Origin of the sequence: Devosia sp. ZW T5_3 (assembly GCF_044987315.1) — a bacterium.
Lineage (GTDB): Bacteria > Pseudomonadota > Alphaproteobacteria > Rhizobiales > Devosiaceae > Devosia.
Genome location: NZ_JBJDRE010000006.1, coordinates 49,886 through 68,189, shown reverse-complemented (window position 1 = coordinate 68,189; position 18,304 = coordinate 49,886). Strand labels below are relative to the sequence as shown.

19 protein-coding genes and 1 pseudogene are annotated in these 18,304 nt (G+C 60.4%); 9 read left to right on the top strand and 11 right to left on the bottom strand.

From position 1 onward, the window contains the following. Nucleotides 1-35 precede the first annotated feature (35 nt). Nucleotides 36-1,451 carry a M24 family metallopeptidase gene (locus tag ACI3KW_RS09290; RefSeq protein WP_404847837.1) on the top strand — a complete coding sequence of 472 codons (1,416 nt, stop codon included), beginning with the start codon at nucleotides 36-38 and terminating at the stop codon, nucleotides 1,449-1,451. After that, nucleotides 1,451-2,113, top strand: coding sequence for a flavin reductase family protein (locus ACI3KW_RS09285; protein WP_404847836.1), 663 nt, complete (start codon nucleotides 1,451-1,453; stop codon nucleotides 2,111-2,113). The genes ACI3KW_RS09290 and ACI3KW_RS09285 overlap by 1 nt, the downstream gene beginning before the upstream one ends. A gap of 218 nt (nucleotides 2,114-2,331) precedes the next feature. Here ACI3KW_RS09285 and ACI3KW_RS09280 read toward each other — a convergent pair whose 3' ends face one another. Next, nucleotides 2,332-3,147 (bottom strand): alpha/beta hydrolase, encoded by an 816-nt coding sequence (locus ACI3KW_RS09280; protein ID WP_404847835.1) that lies wholly within the window; start codon nucleotides 3,145-3,147, stop codon nucleotides 2,332-2,334. Between the two features lie 226 nt (nucleotides 3,148-3,373). After that, nucleotides 3,374-4,150: an alpha/beta hydrolase gene (locus tag ACI3KW_RS09275; protein ID WP_404847834.1), complete on the bottom strand. Its 777-nt coding sequence runs from the start codon at nucleotides 4,148-4,150 to the stop codon at nucleotides 3,374-3,376. Between the two features lie 312 nt (nucleotides 4,151-4,462). On the opposite strand from ACI3KW_RS09275, the gene ACI3KW_RS09270 reads away from it, so the two are divergent. The 7 genes and pseudogenes from ACI3KW_RS09270 to ACI3KW_RS09240 form a co-directional block, all read left to right on the top strand. Then, nucleotides 4,463-5,086 (top strand): response regulator transcription factor, encoded by a 624-nt coding sequence (locus tag ACI3KW_RS09270; protein ID WP_404847833.1) that lies wholly within the window; start codon nucleotides 4,463-4,465, stop codon nucleotides 5,084-5,086. A 39-nt stretch (nucleotides 5,087-5,125) separates the two neighbouring features. Further along, the gene (locus ACI3KW_RS09265; RefSeq protein WP_404847832.1) at nucleotides 5,126-5,494 is read left to right on the top strand and encodes a response regulator transcription factor; all 369 of its coding nucleotides are present in this window, start codon (nucleotides 5,126-5,128) and stop codon (nucleotides 5,492-5,494) included. A 62-nt stretch (nucleotides 5,495-5,556) separates the two neighbouring features. After that, complete coding sequence (locus ACI3KW_RS09260; RefSeq protein WP_404847831.1) at nucleotides 5,557-6,918, top strand: PAS domain S-box protein; 1,362 nt, start codon at nucleotides 5,557-5,559, stop codon at nucleotides 6,916-6,918. Then, nucleotides 6,879-7,172 carry an ATP-binding protein gene (locus ACI3KW_RS09255; RefSeq protein WP_404847830.1) on the top strand — a complete coding sequence of 98 codons (294 nt, stop codon included), beginning with the start codon at nucleotides 6,879-6,881 and terminating at the stop codon, nucleotides 7,170-7,172. Before ACI3KW_RS09260 ends, ACI3KW_RS09255 begins: the two co-directional genes overlap by 40 nt. Nucleotides 7,173-7,778: 606 nt before the next feature. Next, nucleotides 7,779-8,474, top strand: coding sequence for a carboxylesterase family protein (locus ACI3KW_RS09250; protein WP_404847829.1), 696 nt, complete (start codon nucleotides 7,779-7,781; stop codon nucleotides 8,472-8,474). After that, entirely contained in the window at nucleotides 8,392-9,177 is a 786-nt protein-coding gene (locus ACI3KW_RS09245) for a carboxylesterase family protein (RefSeq protein ID WP_404847828.1), read from the top strand. Before ACI3KW_RS09250 ends, ACI3KW_RS09245 begins: the two co-directional genes overlap by 83 nt. 31 nt (nucleotides 9,178-9,208) lie before the next feature. Further along, a pseudogene (locus ACI3KW_RS09240) lies at nucleotides 9,209-9,431 on the top strand (integrase); the annotation flags it as partial. A 320-nt stretch (nucleotides 9,432-9,751) separates the two neighbouring features. Here the strand turns inward: ACI3KW_RS09240 and ACI3KW_RS09235 are convergent. The 9 genes from ACI3KW_RS09235 to ACI3KW_RS09195 all read right to left on the bottom strand — a co-directional run bounded on the left by ACI3KW_RS09235 (nucleotide 9,752) and on the right by ACI3KW_RS09195 (nucleotide 18,157). Beyond that, nucleotides 9,752-10,240 carry a RidA family protein gene (locus ACI3KW_RS09235; protein WP_404847827.1) on the bottom strand — a complete coding sequence of 163 codons (489 nt, stop codon included), beginning with the start codon at nucleotides 10,238-10,240 and terminating at the stop codon, nucleotides 9,752-9,754. A 60-nt stretch (nucleotides 10,241-10,300) separates the two neighbouring features. Beyond that, nucleotides 10,301-10,696: a c-type cytochrome gene (locus tag ACI3KW_RS09230; RefSeq protein ID WP_404847826.1), complete on the bottom strand. Its 396-nt coding sequence runs from the start codon at nucleotides 10,694-10,696 to the stop codon at nucleotides 10,301-10,303. Nucleotides 10,697-10,720: 24 nt separating this feature from the next. Beyond that, entirely contained in the window at nucleotides 10,721-12,397 is a 1,677-nt protein-coding gene (locus ACI3KW_RS09225) for a flavin monoamine oxidase family protein (RefSeq protein ID WP_404847825.1), read from the bottom strand. 129 nt (nucleotides 12,398-12,526) lie between these two features. Further along, nucleotides 12,527-13,285 (bottom strand): sugar phosphate isomerase/epimerase family protein, encoded by a 759-nt coding sequence (locus ACI3KW_RS09220; protein ID WP_404847824.1) that lies wholly within the window; start codon nucleotides 13,283-13,285, stop codon nucleotides 12,527-12,529. Between the two features lie 159 nt (nucleotides 13,286-13,444). Next, on the bottom strand, nucleotides 13,445-13,924 hold the full coding sequence (locus tag ACI3KW_RS09215) for a VOC family protein (protein WP_404847823.1): 480 nt from the start codon (nucleotides 13,922-13,924) through the stop codon (nucleotides 13,445-13,447). Between the two features lie 69 nt (nucleotides 13,925-13,993). Next, entirely contained in the window at nucleotides 13,994-15,241 is a 1,248-nt protein-coding gene (locus ACI3KW_RS09210) for an ABC transporter substrate-binding protein (protein ID WP_404847822.1), read from the bottom strand. Nucleotides 15,242-15,267: 26 nt separating this feature from the next. Further along, nucleotides 15,268-16,362: an ABC transporter ATP-binding protein gene (locus ACI3KW_RS09205; RefSeq protein WP_404847821.1), complete on the bottom strand. Its 1,095-nt coding sequence runs from the start codon at nucleotides 16,360-16,362 to the stop codon at nucleotides 15,268-15,270. A gap of 5 nt (nucleotides 16,363-16,367) precedes the next feature. Next, entirely contained in the window at nucleotides 16,368-17,267 is a 900-nt protein-coding gene (locus tag ACI3KW_RS09200) for a carbohydrate ABC transporter permease (RefSeq protein ID WP_404847820.1), read from the bottom strand. Further along, nucleotides 17,267-18,157, bottom strand: coding sequence for a carbohydrate ABC transporter permease (locus ACI3KW_RS09195; RefSeq protein WP_404847819.1), 891 nt, complete (start codon nucleotides 18,155-18,157; stop codon nucleotides 17,267-17,269). The genes ACI3KW_RS09200 and ACI3KW_RS09195 overlap by 1 nt, the downstream gene beginning before the upstream one ends. Nucleotides 18,158-18,304: the final 147 nt, after the last annotated feature.

Below are 18,304 nucleotides of genomic sequence, written 5' to 3'. Positions count from 1 at the left end.
AACGCGCTACGGCGCTCGCCAACAAGGAACTAAAAATGAACGTCCACGCCACCGCCGGCACCCGCCGGATCGAAGAAATGTTGTCCGATTTCCAGCCGAACTTCGATTTCAAGGCCCCGCTGCCACTGCCCCTGGAGGAATACGAAGAGCGCCTGCGCCGCATTCGCCGCGAGGCCGTCCTCGCGGGGCACGACGCGCTGGTCATCCACACCGACATGGTGGGCTGGTTCCACACCTCGAACGCCTATCTGCGCTATGTCTGCGACTGGATGCGCGAAGGCGTACTGATCATCCCCACCGATAGCGACAAGCCGATCACGCTGCTCTCCTTCTTCACCCAGGCCGTCATCCTGCCGCCGGGCGGCGAGCCCATGCTGGTGGAGGACGTCTGGCAGATCGGCGCCATTGGCCGCGAATATGCCGACCGGCCGGGCTCGTCAGTCGCCCTCACCGCCGAGCATTGCGCCAATCTGCTCGCCAAACTGGGCCTTTCCAGGGGCCAGATCGGGCGCCTGGGCGATCGCGCCTCTCTCGAATTCTGGCGCTATCTCGACCAAGCCATGCCGTCGGCCAAATTTGTCGACGACAATGCCATCATCGACCGCATGCAGAAGCTGCGCAGCCCGCGTGAAGTGGAAATGTTCCGCGCCGCCGCCCAGCTCATCAGCATCGGCACCCAGGCGGCCTACCATGTCACTCGCCCCGGGGTGACCGATGCCGAAATCTACGCGGCCTTCAGCCTGGCGCAACTCGCCCGTGGCGGGGAAACCGGCGACGGCTACCAGATCGGCATCAACGAATATGGCACCCATTGCGGCAAGCCCTATGGGCATGTCGCCCGCCCCGGCGACCTGATCAGTCTCTATATCTCCAACGTCACCTATCGTGGCTACACCGCCCAGACCGCGCGCATGATCGCCGTCGGTGACATCACCGCCCGCCAGGAAAAGGTACTCACCGCCTGCACCGAAGGCGTCAAGCGCGCCGAACAACTGATCCGCCCGGGCACGCTGATCAGCGAGGTCAACAACGCCGCCTTCTCGTCCTATATCGATCATGGCCTGTTGAGCGCGCCCGATGCCCGCACCATGCCCTATAATTGGAGCCCGGCTGACGATGGCGGTCCGCGCCTGCTGCCGCGCCAATATGTGCCGGACGCCGATTGGGAAGCGCAGGGCCGCAAGCTCATGCATGTCTATCCGGCCACCCATGGTCCGCATAACCCCAATCTGGGCCATTCCGTCGGTATGGCCGGGGCGCAGAACAGCTTCAACGTCTCCTCGCACAATTTCGATCGGCTGGAGGAAGGCATGATCTTCGTGCTGCACGCCCAATGGCTCGAAGCCCAGTCCGCCGGCTGCAATATCGGCGATTGCTATCTCGTCACCAAAGACGGCTTCGAGAACCTCAGCCGCCATACCCCGCTCGAGACCCACCGGGTCGCCGGCTAATGGACCATCCGGCCGAGACCCACACCCATTTCGACTTTGCCGCGCTCGATGCGCGGCAAAAATACAAGCTCTTGATCGGTACCGTCATCCCGCGCCCGATCGCTCTCATCACCACGCTCGGCCTTGATGGCCGAGCCAATGCCGGCCCTTTCAGCTTCTTCAATGTGCTCACGCATGATCCGGCCATCGTCGCCATCGGCGTCGAGAATTATTCGGACATGAGCTTCAAGGACACGGCCCGTAATATCCGCGAAACGGGCGAATTCACCGTGCATATCGTCGATCAGGCCCTGGCGGCACAAATGGAAATCTGCGCCATCAAATTCGGCCGAGAAGTGGACGAACTCGCCGAAGCTGGCCTAGCGACCGCCCGGGGCCAAATGGTGCGCAGCCCGCGCATCCTCGCGGCACCAGCCGCCCTCGAATGCCGCCGCTACATGACCCTGGAAGTCGGCAAGGCCCGCGAAATCATCCTTGGCGAAGTCGTCGGCCTCTATGTCCGCTCCGACGCGCTCGACCCCACAAACCTGCACATCGACCAGCACGCCATGGACGCCATCGGCCGCCTCGGCGGCCACAGCTATACCCGCACGCAGGACCAGTTCGAAGTAAAGACACCAAGTGTGGCGGAGTGGGAGAATGGCAAACCCGAGGCCGGCTAATACGGCCCGAGCCATCCGCGAGTAACCCTGCATTTGTAGAGCAAAGAAAAGCTCAATGAATGCAGCGAAGTGCCCCATTTCTGCCGTCAGCGTCGCGCTGGCCGAGTCCCAAAAGCGGTCGTCCGGGGAGCGACGCGCAACGTCGAAAACGGGGCCGCTTTCGGGTATAGGAACGCCAAAGCGGGCATTCACCTTTCGGGAGGCGTGCTGGCCTTCCCTCAACTCACGTTGGTCGGAAGCGCCAGCTCGGCCGGCTTACGCATGTTCTTCAAAGACCAGTCGAGGGCGAGGTTGGCGACCTCCTCCCAACCGGGATCCATGCAGGTCCAGTGAGAGCGGTCTGGGAAGATGTGCAGTTCCGTCTTGGACGCAGCACGTTTCTGGTGGTCGTAGATCGACCTGGTCATGCTCGCATCCGCGATCAGGTCGGCACCGCCGCCGATGAGTAGCAACGGTGCACGGTAGGGATTGTCCCATCGGATCTTGCCCAACTTCGTGAGGATGCCGTCCCAGTAGAGTTTGCCTGGCGTCGGCACAATGTAGCGGTCGTAAAGTTCGTCGGCTTCGGCGCGGGTCGGGATGGTCTGGGCGAACCGGGTGGCGAAGAACTTCCGGGACATGCGCATGACGCGACCCCAGCTGCCGAGCGAGCCGAGCACGGGGAATGCCGAGACGATCGAGTGCGGACCGAGCGGCACGCCGGTGGTCGGCGCCGGATCGATCGAGACACCGGCGACGCCGAGACGGCGGTCGAGCAGGGTCTGGACGAAGACGGCGCCGGCAGAGTGACCCATGAGGATAGGTTCTTCCGGCAGCCGCCAGATCTCGGCCTCGTAACTGTCGACGATCCGCTTGAAGCCGATATTCTTCATGTCTGGATGCGGATTGACGCGAAGTTCGGCTGGGCTTCGCTCGTCGTGCGGCCAGTTTGGGGCAACAACGCGGAAGCCCTTGGCTTCATAGTGGGCCTTCCAATTCTCCCAGCTGCTGGCGTTGAGCCAGGCGCCGTGGATCAACATGATCGTCTTGGTCATTTTTCGATCTCCTGTTGGGTGGGGAGGCACGTAGAACGGGGAGAGCAGGTTCAGTTACGGGCGCGACCTGCCCAGTGCGCTAAGTTTCCTGATGCAGCATGAAGGCGTTGCGAACCATCGGAGGGTTACGACTGCGAGGTGGCGTGCCGCCGTCCGGGCATGGGGCATTGGGACGGCGGCACGCAGCCGCGAAGCCGGGCGCTGGCCTCGCGGGATGGCCGCCGGGCTACTGAGCAGCAGCGGTCGCAGCGGTTTCGATCAGCTTGGCCGTCGCATCAGCGTGGGCAATGAATGCGAGATGGCCGCCCGAAACCGTCTCGACGGTGGAGCCCGCCCGCTCGTACATGAACTTCTGCAGCTCGGGGGGTATGACGTGGTCGGCATCAGCGGTCTGGTACCAGGTCGGCTTGGTCTTCCAGGCGGCAACGGTCAGCGGAAAGGCACCGGCATCATTCAGTGAGATTGGCACCTGGCTGTCGCGCATGAACTCGGCGTCCTCCATCGACAGGCTGTCAGCGAAGCCGGGCGCAAAGGCCTGCTCGTTGAAGAAGGCAAAGCCATCCGCGGTGAAGTCAAACGGCGGCGGATGGTTGGGGTCCTGCGGGATCATGCCAAAGACCGATTCACCGACATCGGGCATGAACGCTTCGACATAGACCAAGCCCACGACCTTCTCGTGGTCGCCGGCTTCGGTGATTACCGCGCCGCCATAGGAATGGCCGACGAGAATAGTCGGGCCGTCCATGCGGTCGAGCACCCGGTCGGTCGCGGCGACGTCGTCCGCCAGCGACGTCAGCGGGTTCTGCACCATGCGGACGTTGTAACCGTCTTTTTTGAGAATTTCGTAGATCGGGCCCCACCCCGATCCATTAGCCCATGCACCATGGACAAGGACGATGTTCTTGACGCCGATGTCCTGGGCGGCAACGGAGCCGACAGAGGAGGCGCCGACAGCAAGCGCAAGAGCGCCGGCGGCAAGCACGGTCTTTAGATTGATCGTCATATTCGTCTCCCTAAACCGAGCCGATCTCGGTGATAGGAGCAACATGATCGAGGCCGGCCATGGGAAATATCGTGCGTTGAGATTGCCGAACCATACCTTCGCATCCCTCGCGAAACTCACGGGTCGAACGGCCGGCTTTTTGGGACAGTACTCACAGGTCAAAATACGACTATCGCAGGATGACCGATATGCAGTCATCGTCGACGCTTACCAGTCACCGGGCGAACACAGCACTCCCTGGAGTATACCTAGGTGTGAGTGATGAGCTGGGCGCCACGATGCTATAGTCGCCGGATTGTTTGAGGCTCGCAGATGTCAGACGCCGCCGTCGTCCATATTGTCGATGATGATGACTCGCTGCGACGGGCGCTTGCGAACCTGTTCGGGTCAGTCGGTCTCGGAGCCCGAACCTATGGGTCCGCACAGGAGTTCCTCGGGAATTTTGATGACTTGGCGCCGGGCTGTATCGTTCTTGACGTCCGTTTGCCAGGCAAGAACGGCATCGCCCTGCATGAACAGATGGCCGGTCTTGGCATCCACCTTCCGGTCATCATGATTACCGGGCACGGTGATATCCCGATGTCTGTGCGGGCAATGAAGGCGGGAGCACTCGATTTCCTGCCGAAACCCTTCCGTGACCAGGATTTGCTCGATGCTGTAGATCGCGCAATCCAGCGTGACCTGGAGCGTCGAGCGACCGAAAAATCTGCGTCCGAACTGCGGGCACTGTTTGCGTCGCTTTCCGAACGCGAGCGGCAGGTGATGATGGGTGTCACCTCCGGCAAGATGAACAAGCAGGTCGCCGGCGATCTTCATATCAGCGAGGTCACGGTCAAAATTTACCGCGCCCACGCGATGCAGAAAATGGGGGCGAAGACGCTGCCGGATCTGGTTCGCATGGCTGAGCAGGTAAAGGCGGCCGATGCGAAGCGGTGACGTGAACTACCCTAGCGTCTTCCCGGCTCATATATTTCCATGAACTATACCAAGACCATAGCCATCATTGACGATGACGAGTCGATGCAGCGCGCCCTGGTGGCTCTGATGCAATCTCTTGGCCATTCAGCACGCAGTTATTCATCGGCCGAAGCCTTCATCGAAGGCGGCCAGATTGAAATATTCGATTGCATCATCACCGACCTGCAAATGCCGGGCATGAGCGGTGTCGAGCTAATGGCTCGTCTCAACCGGGAGCGTTACAATGTTCCCATTGTTGCGATCACCGCGCAGAAGCAACCTGGCCTGGAGGGTCGAGTATTGGTGGCCGGCGCGAAGAGCCTTGTCTACAAGCCATTCGACGCGGACACATTGGTTTACTGCGTTACCCGGGCGTTGCATTTCTAGTCACAGGCTCGGTTCTGCCACAAGTATTCGTCTCAAGCGGGACAATAGTCAGGGTGGAGCAGATGCCAAACGACGCGCTCGGTAGTGTGACGTTTTCCGACGGCGACCTTTTCAATGCTCTTAGAGAGAGCGTCGCCATCCTTGCGCCGGATGGCAGCATCACCGCTTTGAATCGGCCCGCCGAGGCTCTCTATGGTTGGACGTCCGAGGAGGCGATCGGACGAAGCGTGGCATCGCTGACCTCGAGTTCGAGCCCGGTGGAGGTAACACTGCTGCGGCGTGCTCGGGAGTTTGGCAGGGCAAGCGCGACGATGACGCGCGGCCACGCATCCGGGAAGCCTGTCACCGTCAGCACGCAGGTTACGGCACGGCGGGACGCTGCCGGCCAACTGATTGGATTTTTCGAGACAACCCTCGCGCTCAGAGACGACGGGGAAAGCGCACAGCTTTCAGAGGGCCAAAGCGACAGAACGCTCAGCGGCGAACGCTACCGAGACCTTTTCCATCATACGCCTCTCGCTCTTTGCCAGCTCGATGAGACGGCTACGATGCCGTTTTTTCAAGAGTTCCTTGGAAGCGGGCAGACGGACGTAAGCGCTTACCTGGAGAGCCATCCGGGGACACTGGTTTGGCTGCTTGAAAGATACAAGATCGTCAACAGCAACCGATACTCCATGGAAATGTTCGAGGCACGCGAGGTGGGGGACATGCTCGGACCCACCGGGCGGTTCTGGAACGAAGAAGGGCGCGGAACCGTCGCACGATGCATTGCGGCCCGCCTACGCGGCGAAGCCAGCTACCGTGAAGACACGAAAATGGTGACCTTGCGCGGCCGGGTCATCGACGTCCGATTTGGCTGCGACTGGCTCATGTTTCCTGATGGCCAACATCAGGTTCTGCTCAGCTTCGAGGATATTGGTGAAAGAGTGAAGGCGCAGCAGACTCTGAACCGTGTGCAAGCGGACTTTGCACACGCCGCGCGGATTTCCATGCTTGGTGAACTGACCGCATCCATCGCCCACGAGGTCAATCAGCCCCTCGGGGCGATCGTGGCAAACGGGCAGGCGGGATTGCGTTGGCTGCAACGAGAAGTGCCCGATATCGAGCACGCACTGGAAAGCACGACGGACATGATCGCCGATGCTCGGCGCGCTTCCGACATCATCGGCCGTATTCGTGCGATGGCCGTCAACCGCACGCCGAAGCGCGAACGGTTGAATTTGATTTATTGGCGCGCGAGGTCATGCTGTTCCTGGGGCATGAGATGCAAACGAACGGCGTTAGGCCCACTCTGGCTCTTGACCTTGGAGACACATTCAGCCTGCTCGACCGCACTCAGATCCAGCAGGTTATCGGCAACCTGTGCGTCAACTCTATTCAAGCCATGGCTCACGACGCGGCGGCCCAGCGCCAACTTCTGGTGACGACGCGCTTGGTGTCGCCGGTCCTTCTGCAATGCTCGGTCGAAGACAGCGGGCCGGGCATTCCGGAGCCCAATCTTCCGCGCCTGTTCGACACCTTTTACACGACCAAAGACAATGGCATGGGGATGGGGCTGCCGATCTGCCGATCGATCGTCGAGGCCCACGGCGGCCAGATTAGTGCCGACAACAATTCCACCCTCGGTGGCGCCAGATTTTCCTTTACCCTGCCGATTGGCGAGAGAACGCCTGACTAGGGTAGGGTCAGATGACCCTCTCCCGTTGCGAGAGCCGTGAAGGGGTTAGTGTCCGCTACTGGCGTGGCCTAAAGGGGTTCCTTTCGCGGGAACGGCCAATTGGGGGCTGTGCCCATATTGACCTGCAGTGGCGAACGACAGCTTTTAGGAATTCTATCGTGGGACGGAGCGACCGATATGGGGTCGGTTGCTGCCGCTCCTGTCATGGGTGACATTTGGATCCTTGCCGCGTTCCCCTGACGGTGGCGCACGAGCCGACCTGAATGAAGGAATATTCCCGGTTGCCGCGTGTCCACCACGCCGATATCATCTCGATTGCCGTGGTCTCCTCGAGGCTGTCCAGTTCACCGAGGCGCTGGGACAAAGCGGTCTGAATCCCCGCGGGTGCGTTGGGCCACAAAGCGGCCGTTGCGATGTTTGCGCTGCGCGCCGGCAGTGATCTCCAGCCCGCCCCGGAGTAAGTCGACGCCAAGGCATTGGGCCGATGCGGTCGGAGCGTTGTTTGGGTGATTTGGGCCCAGGCGAAGGTTAGCGCACAGGGGGAGCCGTCTTGGAGCCCGCACCCGCCGTGCTCCTTCTCGCCACCAGGCGTGGGTGGACCAGGAAGTGCTCGGCCTTTTGACGTCCTTCGATGTGTTTGCAAACCCATCCTACCAGGTGCCCGGCGGCGAGATGGGGCCGAAAGGCAATGGCCGCATGCCGGCCCCCTCCGAGGATTGCCTCTATCTCAATGTCTGGACACCTGCCGCGGACAACAAGCCTCGTCCCGTCATGTTCTACAACCATGGCGGCGGCTATATGATCGGTTCGGGCGCCGCGACCGGTCAGGATGGCACCAATCTGGCCCGGCTCTATGATGTTGTCGTCGTGCAATCCAATCATCGCCTCGGACTCTTGGGGTACCTGTTCCTGGGTGATCTGGCAGAGGGCGATTATGCCGCCAATGCCGGCATGCTCGACATCCAGGCCGCCCTGCAATGGACGCGCGACAATATCGAGAATTTCGGCGGCGACCCGGACAATATCATGGTCTGGGGCGAAAGCGGCGGCGGCTCCAAAACGGCTGCCATCTACACCATGCCGGGCGCTGCGAGCCTGTTCCACAAGGCCTCGATTGAAAGCGCTGCGCCGTTGCGTTTCCCAACCCGAGACGCGGCAACCGCCCGGGCGCGCAAGACCCCTGGATCTCCTTGGCCTTGCCCCCGGCGATATCGGCCAGTTGCAAGACATTGCAGCCGAAAAGCTGCTCGAAGTGCAAGAGGCGGATGGCTCCAGGGGTCTTGCCCCGTGGGGCAATCCTGACCCGATCCCGGGCTTTGGATCGTTCATCGATGGCACCATTATCACCCAAAATCCCTTCGCCGATGCCGTGGCGCCCTTTTCTGCCGACAAACCGCTAATGGTCGGAACCACCCGCGACGAGACCGTGTTTTTCAGCACCTTTGGTCCGCCCGATGTGTTCAACATGGACGAAACCGGTTTGCGGGAGCGCCTGGGTGGCACCTACAAGGGCGCCGAGCTGGACAAAATCATCGCCACTTTCCAGGCTTCTCGACCCGATGCCAGTCCGTCTCAAATCTATTTCGCCATCACCACATCGGCGATTTGGAAAGATGCGGTGAAAATTGCCGAGGCCAAGGTGGAGCAGGGCGCCGCCCCGGTCTTCATGTACCACCTGGCCTATCAAAGCCCGGTCAAAGTGCCCGGCACGAACTATTCCGTCGGCTCACCCCATGCCGCCGATATCAACATCAAGTTCGCCAACACCGACAAGAATCTGGGCAGCTATATGTCTGCTGACCAGTCCCCGCAGCGGCTGGCGGCGTCGGCCCATATGAGCGCTCTATGGGCCGGATTTGCGCGAGCGGGTGTCCCCCATGCCGAGGGTGTGGTGGATTGGCCTGCCTATGACATCGAGACGCGGCCGACCATGTGGATCGATGCGGAATGCCATGTCGTGAACGACCTGGACGCCGAAGAACGCCTGTATTGGGCGGATAGCTAGGAGGGGATCGGCAGAAGCCTCCCGCGCTAGGGTAAGCACGCGTCAGTCTGCGAGGCTTGTCGACGAGTGGGTAACGGCTATCGGTCTAACGCCGAAGGAATATGGCACCCACTCCATGCGCCGAACCTAAGCGTTGCTCATCTACAAAGCCACAGGCAACCTGCGGGCCATCCAGATATTGCTAGGTCACAGGTATCTGGGGCGTCGATGTTGACGATGCTCTTTCTCTTTCAGAGAAGGCTACCGAAATCTGAGATTTCCAACTTGGCCGACGGTCATTGGAGCTGTCGGCGAAGCGCCTCATTGCGGTCATCCAAGACCCCTCAGCGGTTTCCTAAAAGCTGCCGTCCCTTGAGGCGCGGCAGGCGGCCTCAATGGGGTGGCAGTGGTCAGACTGCTTTTTGACTGGCAAACGGCACGGTCCCTGCTGTCGAAGACAGGGGATTGGCGGCAACAAAATCCCGGAGCAATGGCATTCGCAAGAGTGCATTTGCTCCGGGAATGTTTTGAGCGGCAATGCCGATAAAAGAGGCGCTTGGCGTCAAGCTCGGCCCGCGGTCGTGCCGCAGCTATTTCACGGGCGTACTGCCGTGACCTCGATTTCGACCAGCCAACCCGGGCTGACGAGTCCAGCAACGGTCACTACGGAACGAGACGGCAAATTCGGCTGCTCCGTCGTGCCGAAAAATTGCGTATAGCCGCTCATAAATCCTTCGAAATCGAGCTGCTCACCATCAGGCGCAACCAGGAACGCCTGCATCTTGACCACGTCGCCCAGTGTGAGGTCGAGATCCGTCAGGGTTTTCTCGATAGATCTCAGAACGCTGACGGTCTGGGTTTCCATATCCCCATAAGCTGCAGGTGTAGCGCGGTCGGCCTTCTCATCGATTACCGAGGGAACCGCTCCGCTTAAATACACGGTCGTCTTTCCAGCAGGAACTTCAACGGCCCGCGCTATCGGAAAGGTCGAACCTGGATTGGAGTGGCGGATCACCTCCTGCGACAGCGCAGGAAGCGACAAGGCCGAACTGGCGACGAAGACAAGGGCAAATTGCTTGATCAAGTTGATACTCCGATAAAACGTGGCTAGGGGCGGCCAGCCTGGCCGGCCGCCAGAGATGCGTCAGCGGGAGTCTGTGACCTCCTGAGCGGTCACCGCTTCGGTGTAATTGTTCCCGAAATTGGTCCGGATATACTCAACTACCGCAGCAATCTGCTCGTCGTTGAGTACACCGCCCAAGGGCGGCATTGCCTTCTGGCCGTGGATAATCACGTAAATCGGATAGGCGGCAGCCTCGATGGACTCGTTATTGGCCAGTGCGGGGTACTTACCTGCACCCACAGCACCTTGACCCTCCGGCATATGACAGCCAGCGCAGATGGCATCATAGATGTCCTTGCCTTCTGTCTGCGTCAGCTTGCTGGGATTGGCGAACATCATCTCAGCGTCTGATTGAGCCACTGCCGCCACGGGCAAGGATACCAGAACCAGGGCGACGACGATCTTGAGTAATTTCATGATGAGATCCTTTCCTGATCGCTGTCAGGCGCTGACGACGTGCTGGTGCAGACGCGTAACGGCATCCAAAGCGGAGAGAATGGCGCCTTCCTGCCAAGCTGGCAGATAGGAAATGTGCTCCCCGGCCATCAAAGTGCGGCCATCCATGGCGGCGGCAGTGGCGTATTGCGCTTCCTTGTCGGCCCAGATGCCATAGCAACCCAGAACCCATGGAACACGGTGCCAGGTGACCGCAACGCCGCTGGAGAACTCCTGGGTATATTGCGGGTGAATTTGCGCGCCGTACTCCACTGCCTTGGCTACCCGCTCTTCGGGAGGCAATGCGTTGAACTGGTACGCCGTTGCGCCCCAACTATAGCCGCCCAGCAGCACGCCCGGCCCGTCGCTGAAATAGTCGGTGGAGGGATATGAAATCTGCGAGATCGGCAGGTTGGTATAGGTTATGCCGCCATAAATTCTCTCATCCTGCTCCCAGAAGCGGCGCTTGAATTCTAGGCCAAACTTGACCGATCCGGCATAATGCATGGAGTCAATGATGGAGCTCATCTCGCTGGAGAAGTTGTGCTCGATCTGTCCAAGAATGGAGAAGGGGATGGTGCAGATGCAATAGTCCGCACTCGCCGTTTGTTCGCCCTCCCCGCCATTGCTGTCGACATAGGTGACGGCCACACCCCTGTCGCTCTGTTCGATTTTGGTGACCTTGGCATTATAGGTGATCAGCTCGCCGACTACCTTTTCAAAACCCTGGGCGATCATGTCCATGCCGCCAACAGGTTGGAAGATCGTGCCCTGGTGGTCGATGGAGTCCCCGGTGATGAGGTTTGCCCAGAGGCGCGACTGCAATATTTCGCTCAGAGCGATGGGCTCGGACGGAATCGGCGCGCCATCGACACCACCGCCGGGCTCCTTCTCCCAACCGCGATGCTCGGAGGCGTCGTCGCTTTTCACATAGGCATAGTTTTCGTCCAAAACCCCATAGGTCTTGAGAGATTCCAGCAGAAGCGCGGCGTCTTCTTCCGAGACCGTCTCGTCCAGCGCATCCTGATTGACCACCTTGGCGAGAAGTTCGGCGACATGGCCGCGATAGTCAGCAGCAATCTCGCGGAAGCGTTGAGGCTTGCCGTCGAAGGCATCGGTATGATGCAAATAAGCGTTGTGATTTACCTGCATGAACGGCTCAAGCTTGACGCCGAGGCGCTTGCAATAGTCCAGAACCCCATAATGGTGATGGGGAATACGCCAGGGGCCGGGATTTATGTAATTGCCCTCGGCGAATTTGACCTCTTGCACCGCGCCGCCAAGCTCAACGTATGTGTCACCGCCGCGCAAGGTCCAGCACCGTCCGCCGGCCTTCTCCCGATATTCAAGCACCTGTACCTTATAGCCGGCATCCCGCAGCTCCAGAGCAGCCGTCATTCCGGCAAGTCCGGCTCCCAGAATCAAGACGGAGGCGCCCTTGGGGTCACCTTCAAGCTTGATCGGGCCCGTATATGTGGATGCCTGAGCGAAACCCAATGTGGTCATCGCGTTGTACATCACAACGCTCCCTGCCGCGGTGCCGATCATCGTCAGCAGCTGCCGCCGGCTCATGCCGGTCTCGATACCAGACATATTTTTCTCCTCGCAAATGCCCACCAGGCGAGTGAGCCCCCAGGAGCCTAGGCGCGCAATCTGAATCTTGCAACTACCGTCCTTGTGCAACTTATAATCATTTTTTGGAGCAAATGGAGCAATATATGCCTTTCTGCGCTGCATTTGCAGAATGGCAGTATAGGGCGAGCTGCTGCCGCCCCTCTACGATTGAGATCGGCCAGGCCGGTGACGTATCGGCTAGAGCCCTAGGGCCTTGAGATAGTCGATCGAGCGCTTGGCGAAACGTTGCCAATCACTAGGATTGTCGTGTTCGGTTACGATGTGATCGGCCCCGGTCTGGTGGAACAGCAGCGCTAGGGCAGCCCAGTCGATAATGCCGTCGCCGGTTGCGGTCCAGCCATCATCCGCCGCGGTACCCTTGGGCGCCGTATCCTTGGTCTGGATGGCGATGATGCGATCGGCATATCGGCGCAATTCAGTGGCGGGGTCGGCGCCCGCGCGGGTGATCCAACCGCAATCGATCTCGAACCAGACGTCCGGCCCGCCGGCCTCGAAGATGTGGTCGATGGGCCTAGTGCCGTCGGGCAGCGGCACATATTCGAAATCGTGGTTGTGCCAGGCCACCTTGAGCCCATGCGGTGCGGCAGCCTCGGCGCCGCGTCCCAGTTTTTCGCCCAGGGCTTTCCAGTAGTCAGGCTTCGGCTGGCGCTCTTCGGCGGTGACGAAGGGCGGGATCATCACAGTGGCGCCCAGCGTCAGCGCGATATCGATGAAACGGTCGGGCTGATCGACCAGTCCCGCCAGCGGCATGTGAAAACCGAGGCACTTCAGCCCCGCATCATCGAGCTGCCGGCGGAACAGCTTGGGGTCCGCTTCGTAAGCGGGCAGCCACGGCTCGATGGCGTCGTAGCCCATGGATTTGAGAATGGGGAGCTGGGCCGCGAGTGGCGGAAAATTGCGGGAAGAATAGAGCTGGTAGGCGATGGGGTAGGGCATGAGGGGCCTGAGTTTGTTGGCTCGATGCAGTCACGACACCGGCGTTCCCTCGGGCTTGACCCGAGGGCCACTATCAGCAGGGTGTGGGTGGCGAGAGGCCCTCGGGTCAAGCCCGAGGGAAAGCCGGTGTGTGGGACAGAGGGTACCTGACGAACGGCCCTAGCCCTGCGCCTCCTTGTCCTTGTCGAACTCCAGCAATTCCACCATCACGCCCAGGTCCTTGACCGTGTCGTAATAGGCATACCGCCCATGGCTGCCATCGAACTCACCGCGCTGCAGCAGCTTGTGGCCCTTGGATTCGAGATAGGCGTCGCGCTTGGTCAGGTTCCGGGTGCGGAAGGCGATGTGATGGCAGCCCGGACCCCTGTCCTCGAGCAGGTCGCGCCAGGCGCTCTTTTCGGGGCCTGGCTGCAAAAACTCCACGTCGATATTGCCGAACTTGAACATCATGATGCGACAGCCGACCGAGGCGGGCTTGCCATGATAGATGGCCTTTGCCTCTTCGGGCTCCGCCGCTCTGCCTTCATTGGGCATGGGCTTGCCAATCAGGTCGGAGAACCACTGGGCCGATTTTACCACGTCGTCGGTGACGAAGCAGATCTGCATCACCTCGTCTTCATCAAGCAAGCGCTTGTCCATTTCTTACGATCCATTCGATGTGAGGGCGGCCGGCGGCCCGAGGGTCACCGGCCCAGGGAGGGAGTCGTGTCAGCCCAAGATGGTGTCGTAGTTCTCATGCATCTGGGCGATGGCGTCTTCGACACTCATGTTGGGATCGCTCCAGAAGTTGAAGACAACGTTCCAGATCGAATCCTGCCAGTCGGCGTCGGCAGTATTGTGCGGGTTCTGCACCTGCTGGGCCGGATCTTCGAGAATGCGCAAGACCTCGGTGGAGCAGGCGTCGAGGCTTTCAGCGGGCGCATCGAGACGTACCGGGGTCGAACCCTTGGCGGCGGCGAACTTGGCCTGTTCACCCGGATCAAGCACTTCTGCCGCGAAGTCCAATTCGGCCGTCTTGACGTCGTCGGCGGTGCCGCCGAGCAGACCCCAGGCATCGACCGTCACCACCACGGCCTGGGCTCCGGGAATCTCGATGCAGCCGAAGTCCGTACCCGCGACCTTGCCAGCGCCGAGCCATTCGCCCTTCATCCAGTCCCCGTGGATCTGCATCAGCGCCTTGCCGGTGATGACCTCGTTAGTGGTTTCGTTCCAGGGACGGTTTTGTGCTTCCGGGCCCGCTTCATTGGCAAACAGGCGCAGGGTTTCAAGGGTCTTGGCAAAAGCCGGATCGTCTAGCGCCGTCGGATCGACCTCCTCGCCATAGAGCTTTTTGTAGATGTCAGGCCCCGCGATAGCCGCGACCAAAGCATGGGTCAGATAGCCGACCTGGAATGGCTGGCTGCCGACGGCAAGGGGAGCATAGCCGGCCTCGCGGATCTTGGGGAAATCGGCAAACATGGCGTCGACCGACGTCCAGGCGGCCGGATCGACGCCGGCCGCCTTGGCGACTTCCATGTTGTAATAGACCATGCCGTCGATATGGAGCGCCTGCGGCACCTTGACGATTTCGCCATCGACCGAGATCGAAGCGGCGACGGCGGCCGGAAGTTTGTCGACAATGCCCTGCTCAGTGAACCATTGCGTCAGTGGGAAGCCCAGGCCCATGCCGGCAATGTCGCGATAGACGCCGGGGTTGGATTCCATGAAGACGTTGGGGGGCTGGCCGCCGGTGATCAGGCTCATCAGGTTCACATTGGAGCCGGTATCGTGCGGAATGGCGATATCGGTCCAGACATGGCCCTTGGCTTCAATGCCGGACTTGATGACGTTGAGGGCGGCGATTTCTGGCGGGGCAGACCAGCTGTGATAGATGACCAGGTCCGTTGCCATGGCACCGAATGAAGCGGTGCTGAGCATGAGGCCAGCGACAATGCCGGCAAGTCTCTTGGTAGACATCGTTCTCTCTCCCTAGTTATTTTTGCTTACATTCGCTGCCCGGTCCGGGCGTCGAACAGGTTAGCCTTGCCTTTGAGGTAGCTGACGGTCACGGACCGGCCGGGGGTAAGCCGGGCGGCGGCATCGGGCTCGACGCGCAGGGCAAGCAGATCGTCTTCGAACGCGAAGTAGGCGCTGGCATCGGGGCCGGTGCGCTCGGCATATTGCACCGGCACTGTGAAACTGGCCGCGACCGGCCCGTTGGCTGCCAGCACAAAATGTTCCGGGCGGAGGCCGGCGATGATCTCGGCGCCCTCCTGCGGGGTGCTGGCAAAGGGATAGTCCGAAACATCGAAGCGCACGCCTGAACCAAACACAGCCTCGACCTTGCCGGCAGCGACGCTGAGCCTGGCTTTGCGCAGGTTCATGGCCGGCGAGCCGATGAAGCCGGCGACGAAAAGGTTTGCCGGGCGCTCGTAAATCTCGTCGGGCGTGCCGAACTGCTGGATGACGCCGCCATTCATCACCGCGATCTTGGTGGCCATGGTCATGGCTTCGATCTGGTCGTGGGTGACATAGACGATGGTGGATTTGAGCTGGTCATGCAGCTTCTTGATCTCGAGCCGCATCTCGGTGCGTAGCTTGGCGTCGAGATTGGACAGGGGCTCGTCGAACAGGAAGACGCCGACATTCTTGACCAGCGCTCGGCCGATGGCAACGCGCTGGCGCTGGCCGCCCGAGAGCTGGCCGGGCTTGCGATGCAGTAGCGGCTCGATCTGCAGCAGTTTGGCGGCCCAGGCGATGCGTTTTTCGATTTCCTCGCGCGGCAGCTTGCTGGCCGACAGACCGAACTTGAGATTCCCGTGCACCGTTTTGGTCGGGTAAAGGGCGTAGGATTGGAACACCATTGCCAAGCCCCGATCCTTGGGATCGAGGTCAGTAACGTCGCGCTCGCCAATCATGATGCGACCATCGGTGACGTCGAGCAGGCCCGCCAGCAGGTTCAGCAGCGTGGTCTTGCCACAACCCGACGGGCCGAGGAGAACGAGAAAATCACCGTCATCGATGCTCAGGTTGAGATCATCGAGAACCTTGAGCAGGCCGTAGGTCTTGGTGATGTGCTCGAAGCTTACGCGAGGCATATCGATCAACCCTTGATGGCGCCGGCGGTAATGCCCTGGACGAAGAGCTTGCCGACGAAGAAATAGATGACGAGGGGTGGAATGGCGGTCAGCAGGGCCGCGGCCATGTTGTCGTTGTAGCGAACGGTGCCGGTCGAGATGGTGATGAGGTTGGCCAGGTTGACCGTCATCGGCTGGGCGCCCATGCCGCCAAAGGTCACGCCGATCAGGTAGTCGTTCCAGATCGAGGTGATCTGCAGGATCAGCACCACGATCAGGATATTGCCGCTCATGGGCAGGATGATCTCGAAGAAGATCTTCCAGAACGAGCCGCTATCCATAATGGCAGCGCTCATGATCTCCTGCGGGATGTCCTTGTAATAGTTGCGGAAGATCAGGGTCAGTACCGGCATGGCCAGCACAGCGTGAATGATCGCCACACCCCAGATGCTGCCATAGACCTTGAGCGTCGCCGTCATCGAGATCAGCGGAAACATAATGATCTGGAACGGCACGAAGGCACAGATGAAGAGAATGAAGAGGAAGGTGCCCGCCCATTTGACGTTCCACAGCGCTAGCGCATAGCCGGTGATGATGGACAGCCCGATCGAGAGGATTAGCGACGGCACGAGGATGAAGACCGAGTTCCAAAACCCGACTTTGAGCCCTTCGCAGCGTGTGCCCGAACAGGCGGAGTTCCAGGCATGGTCCCAAGCCTCCAGCGTCCAGACATTGGGCAGCGCAAACATGGCCCCTTCGCGGATCTGGTCCATGGTCTTGAACGAGGTAACGATCACCACATAAAGCGGGATGCAGAAGAACAGCGCGCAGACCGAGAGAAAGACGATAATGGCGATGGAACGACCCGTAATGGCCTTCTTCTTGCGCGGAAACCAAGGAGCGCTGCGAACCGTGATCTCGCTCATCATGCGGCTCCCGAGCGGCGTTGCTGCCAAGCGGTGAGCAGCACCAGCGGCAGGAAGATGACTGCGGTGATCAGCAGCATCAGCACGGCAGCCGCCGAGGCAAAGCCCAGATTGCCCTTGGCCGACAGCGCCTGAATGGTGAAATAGGCGGGAACATAGGTGGATTGTCCCGGCCCGCCATTGGTCATGGCGACGATGACGTCATAGGCCTTGATTACGCCCAGCGAGAGCAGGATGGCACAGGTGACGAAGGTAAACTTCATCATCGGGATGATGATCTCGGTATAGAGCTTGAACAGGCCCACGCCATCGAGGCGGGCGGCGCTCCAGATCTCCGAATTGATGGATTTGAGGCCCGCCAGCATCAGCGCCATGTAGAAGCCGGCGCTCTGCCAGACCGAGGCGAGGATGACGCCATACATGGCGGTTTCCGGCCGGGCCAGCCAGCTTGCATTGACCCAGGTGAGGCCGATGGAATGGATGAAATGCTCGGCGCCCAGTTCGGGATTGAAGATCCAGCGCCAGGCAGCGCCGGTAACGATCAGCGAGATGGCGAGGGGATAGAGAAACACCGTGCGGAAGATGCTCTCGCCGCGCTTTTCCCGATCGATCATGGCCGCCAGGATGAAGCCGAAGACGATAGCGAGGGCGCTACCGAGACCCAGCACGACCAGGTTCTGCAACGAGATTATCCAGGCGTCGTCTTTGAACAGCCGCTCGTATTGCCGGCTCCATTCGGACCAGTCGATGTCGTATTCGGGCAGCCGGCGGCTGCGCGTCAGCGACAGGTACACCGTCCAAAGGATGGCGCCGATAAAGGCGACCAGAGTCACCAGGCCAGCCGGCACCAATGCCAGTTGGGGTGACCATCGGCTCCACCGAAAGGTCATGCTCGTCCTCCCTTGCACGTCGCGGCGGATTATTCCGGTCTTCGTCGTGTCGGCTCTTGCAGGCAGTATTATCGTTAAACTAGGTTCATGCGGAACGATCCGTCAATAGACTTTTCGCTTGCCGGATGCGTGTTTTGATCGGCCAAT

Bases quoted from the DNA above. Each gene is read 5' to 3' on its own strand.
- ACI3KW_RS09290 (WP_404847837.1), top strand. From the start codon at position 36: ATGAACGTCCACGCCACCGCCGGCACCCGCCGGATCGAAGAAATGTTG.
- ACI3KW_RS09285 (WP_404847836.1), top strand. From the start codon at position 1,451: ATGGACCATCCGGCCGAGACCCACACCCATTTCGACTTTGCCGCGCTC.
- ACI3KW_RS09280 (WP_404847835.1), bottom strand. From the start codon at position 3,147: ATGACCAAGACGATCATGTTGATCCACGGCGCCTGGCTCAACGCCAGC.
- ACI3KW_RS09275 (WP_404847834.1), bottom strand. From the start codon at position 4,150: ATGACGATCAATCTAAAGACCGTGCTTGCCGCCGGCGCTCTTGCGCTT.
- ACI3KW_RS09270 (WP_404847833.1), top strand. From the start codon at position 4,463: ATGTCAGACGCCGCCGTCGTCCATATTGTCGATGATGATGACTCGCTG.
- ACI3KW_RS09265 (WP_404847832.1), top strand. From the start codon at position 5,126: ATGAACTATACCAAGACCATAGCCATCATTGACGATGACGAGTCGATG.
- ACI3KW_RS09260 (WP_404847831.1), top strand. From the start codon at position 5,557: ATGCCAAACGACGCGCTCGGTAGTGTGACGTTTTCCGACGGCGACCTT.
- ACI3KW_RS09255 (WP_404847830.1), top strand. From the start codon at position 6,879: ATGGCTCACGACGCGGCGGCCCAGCGCCAACTTCTGGTGACGACGCGC.
- ACI3KW_RS09230 (WP_404847826.1), bottom strand. From the start codon at position 10,696: ATGAAATTACTCAAGATCGTCGTCGCCCTGGTTCTGGTATCCTTGCCC.
- ACI3KW_RS09220 (WP_404847824.1), bottom strand. From the start codon at position 13,285: ATGCCCTACCCCATCGCCTACCAGCTCTATTCTTCCCGCAATTTTCCG.
- ACI3KW_RS09215 (WP_404847823.1), bottom strand. From the start codon at position 13,924: ATGGACAAGCGCTTGCTTGATGAAGACGAGGTGATGCAGATCTGCTTC.
- ACI3KW_RS09210 (WP_404847822.1), bottom strand. From the start codon at position 15,241: ATGTCTACCAAGAGACTTGCCGGCATTGTCGCTGGCCTCATGCTCAGC.
- ACI3KW_RS09205 (WP_404847821.1), bottom strand. From the start codon at position 16,362: ATGCCTCGCGTAAGCTTCGAGCACATCACCAAGACCTACGGCCTGCTC.
- ACI3KW_RS09200 (WP_404847820.1), bottom strand. From the start codon at position 17,267: ATGAGCGAGATCACGGTTCGCAGCGCTCCTTGGTTTCCGCGCAAGAAG.
- ACI3KW_RS09195 (WP_404847819.1), bottom strand. From the start codon at position 18,157: ATGACCTTTCGGTGGAGCCGATGGTCACCCCAACTGGCATTGGTGCCG.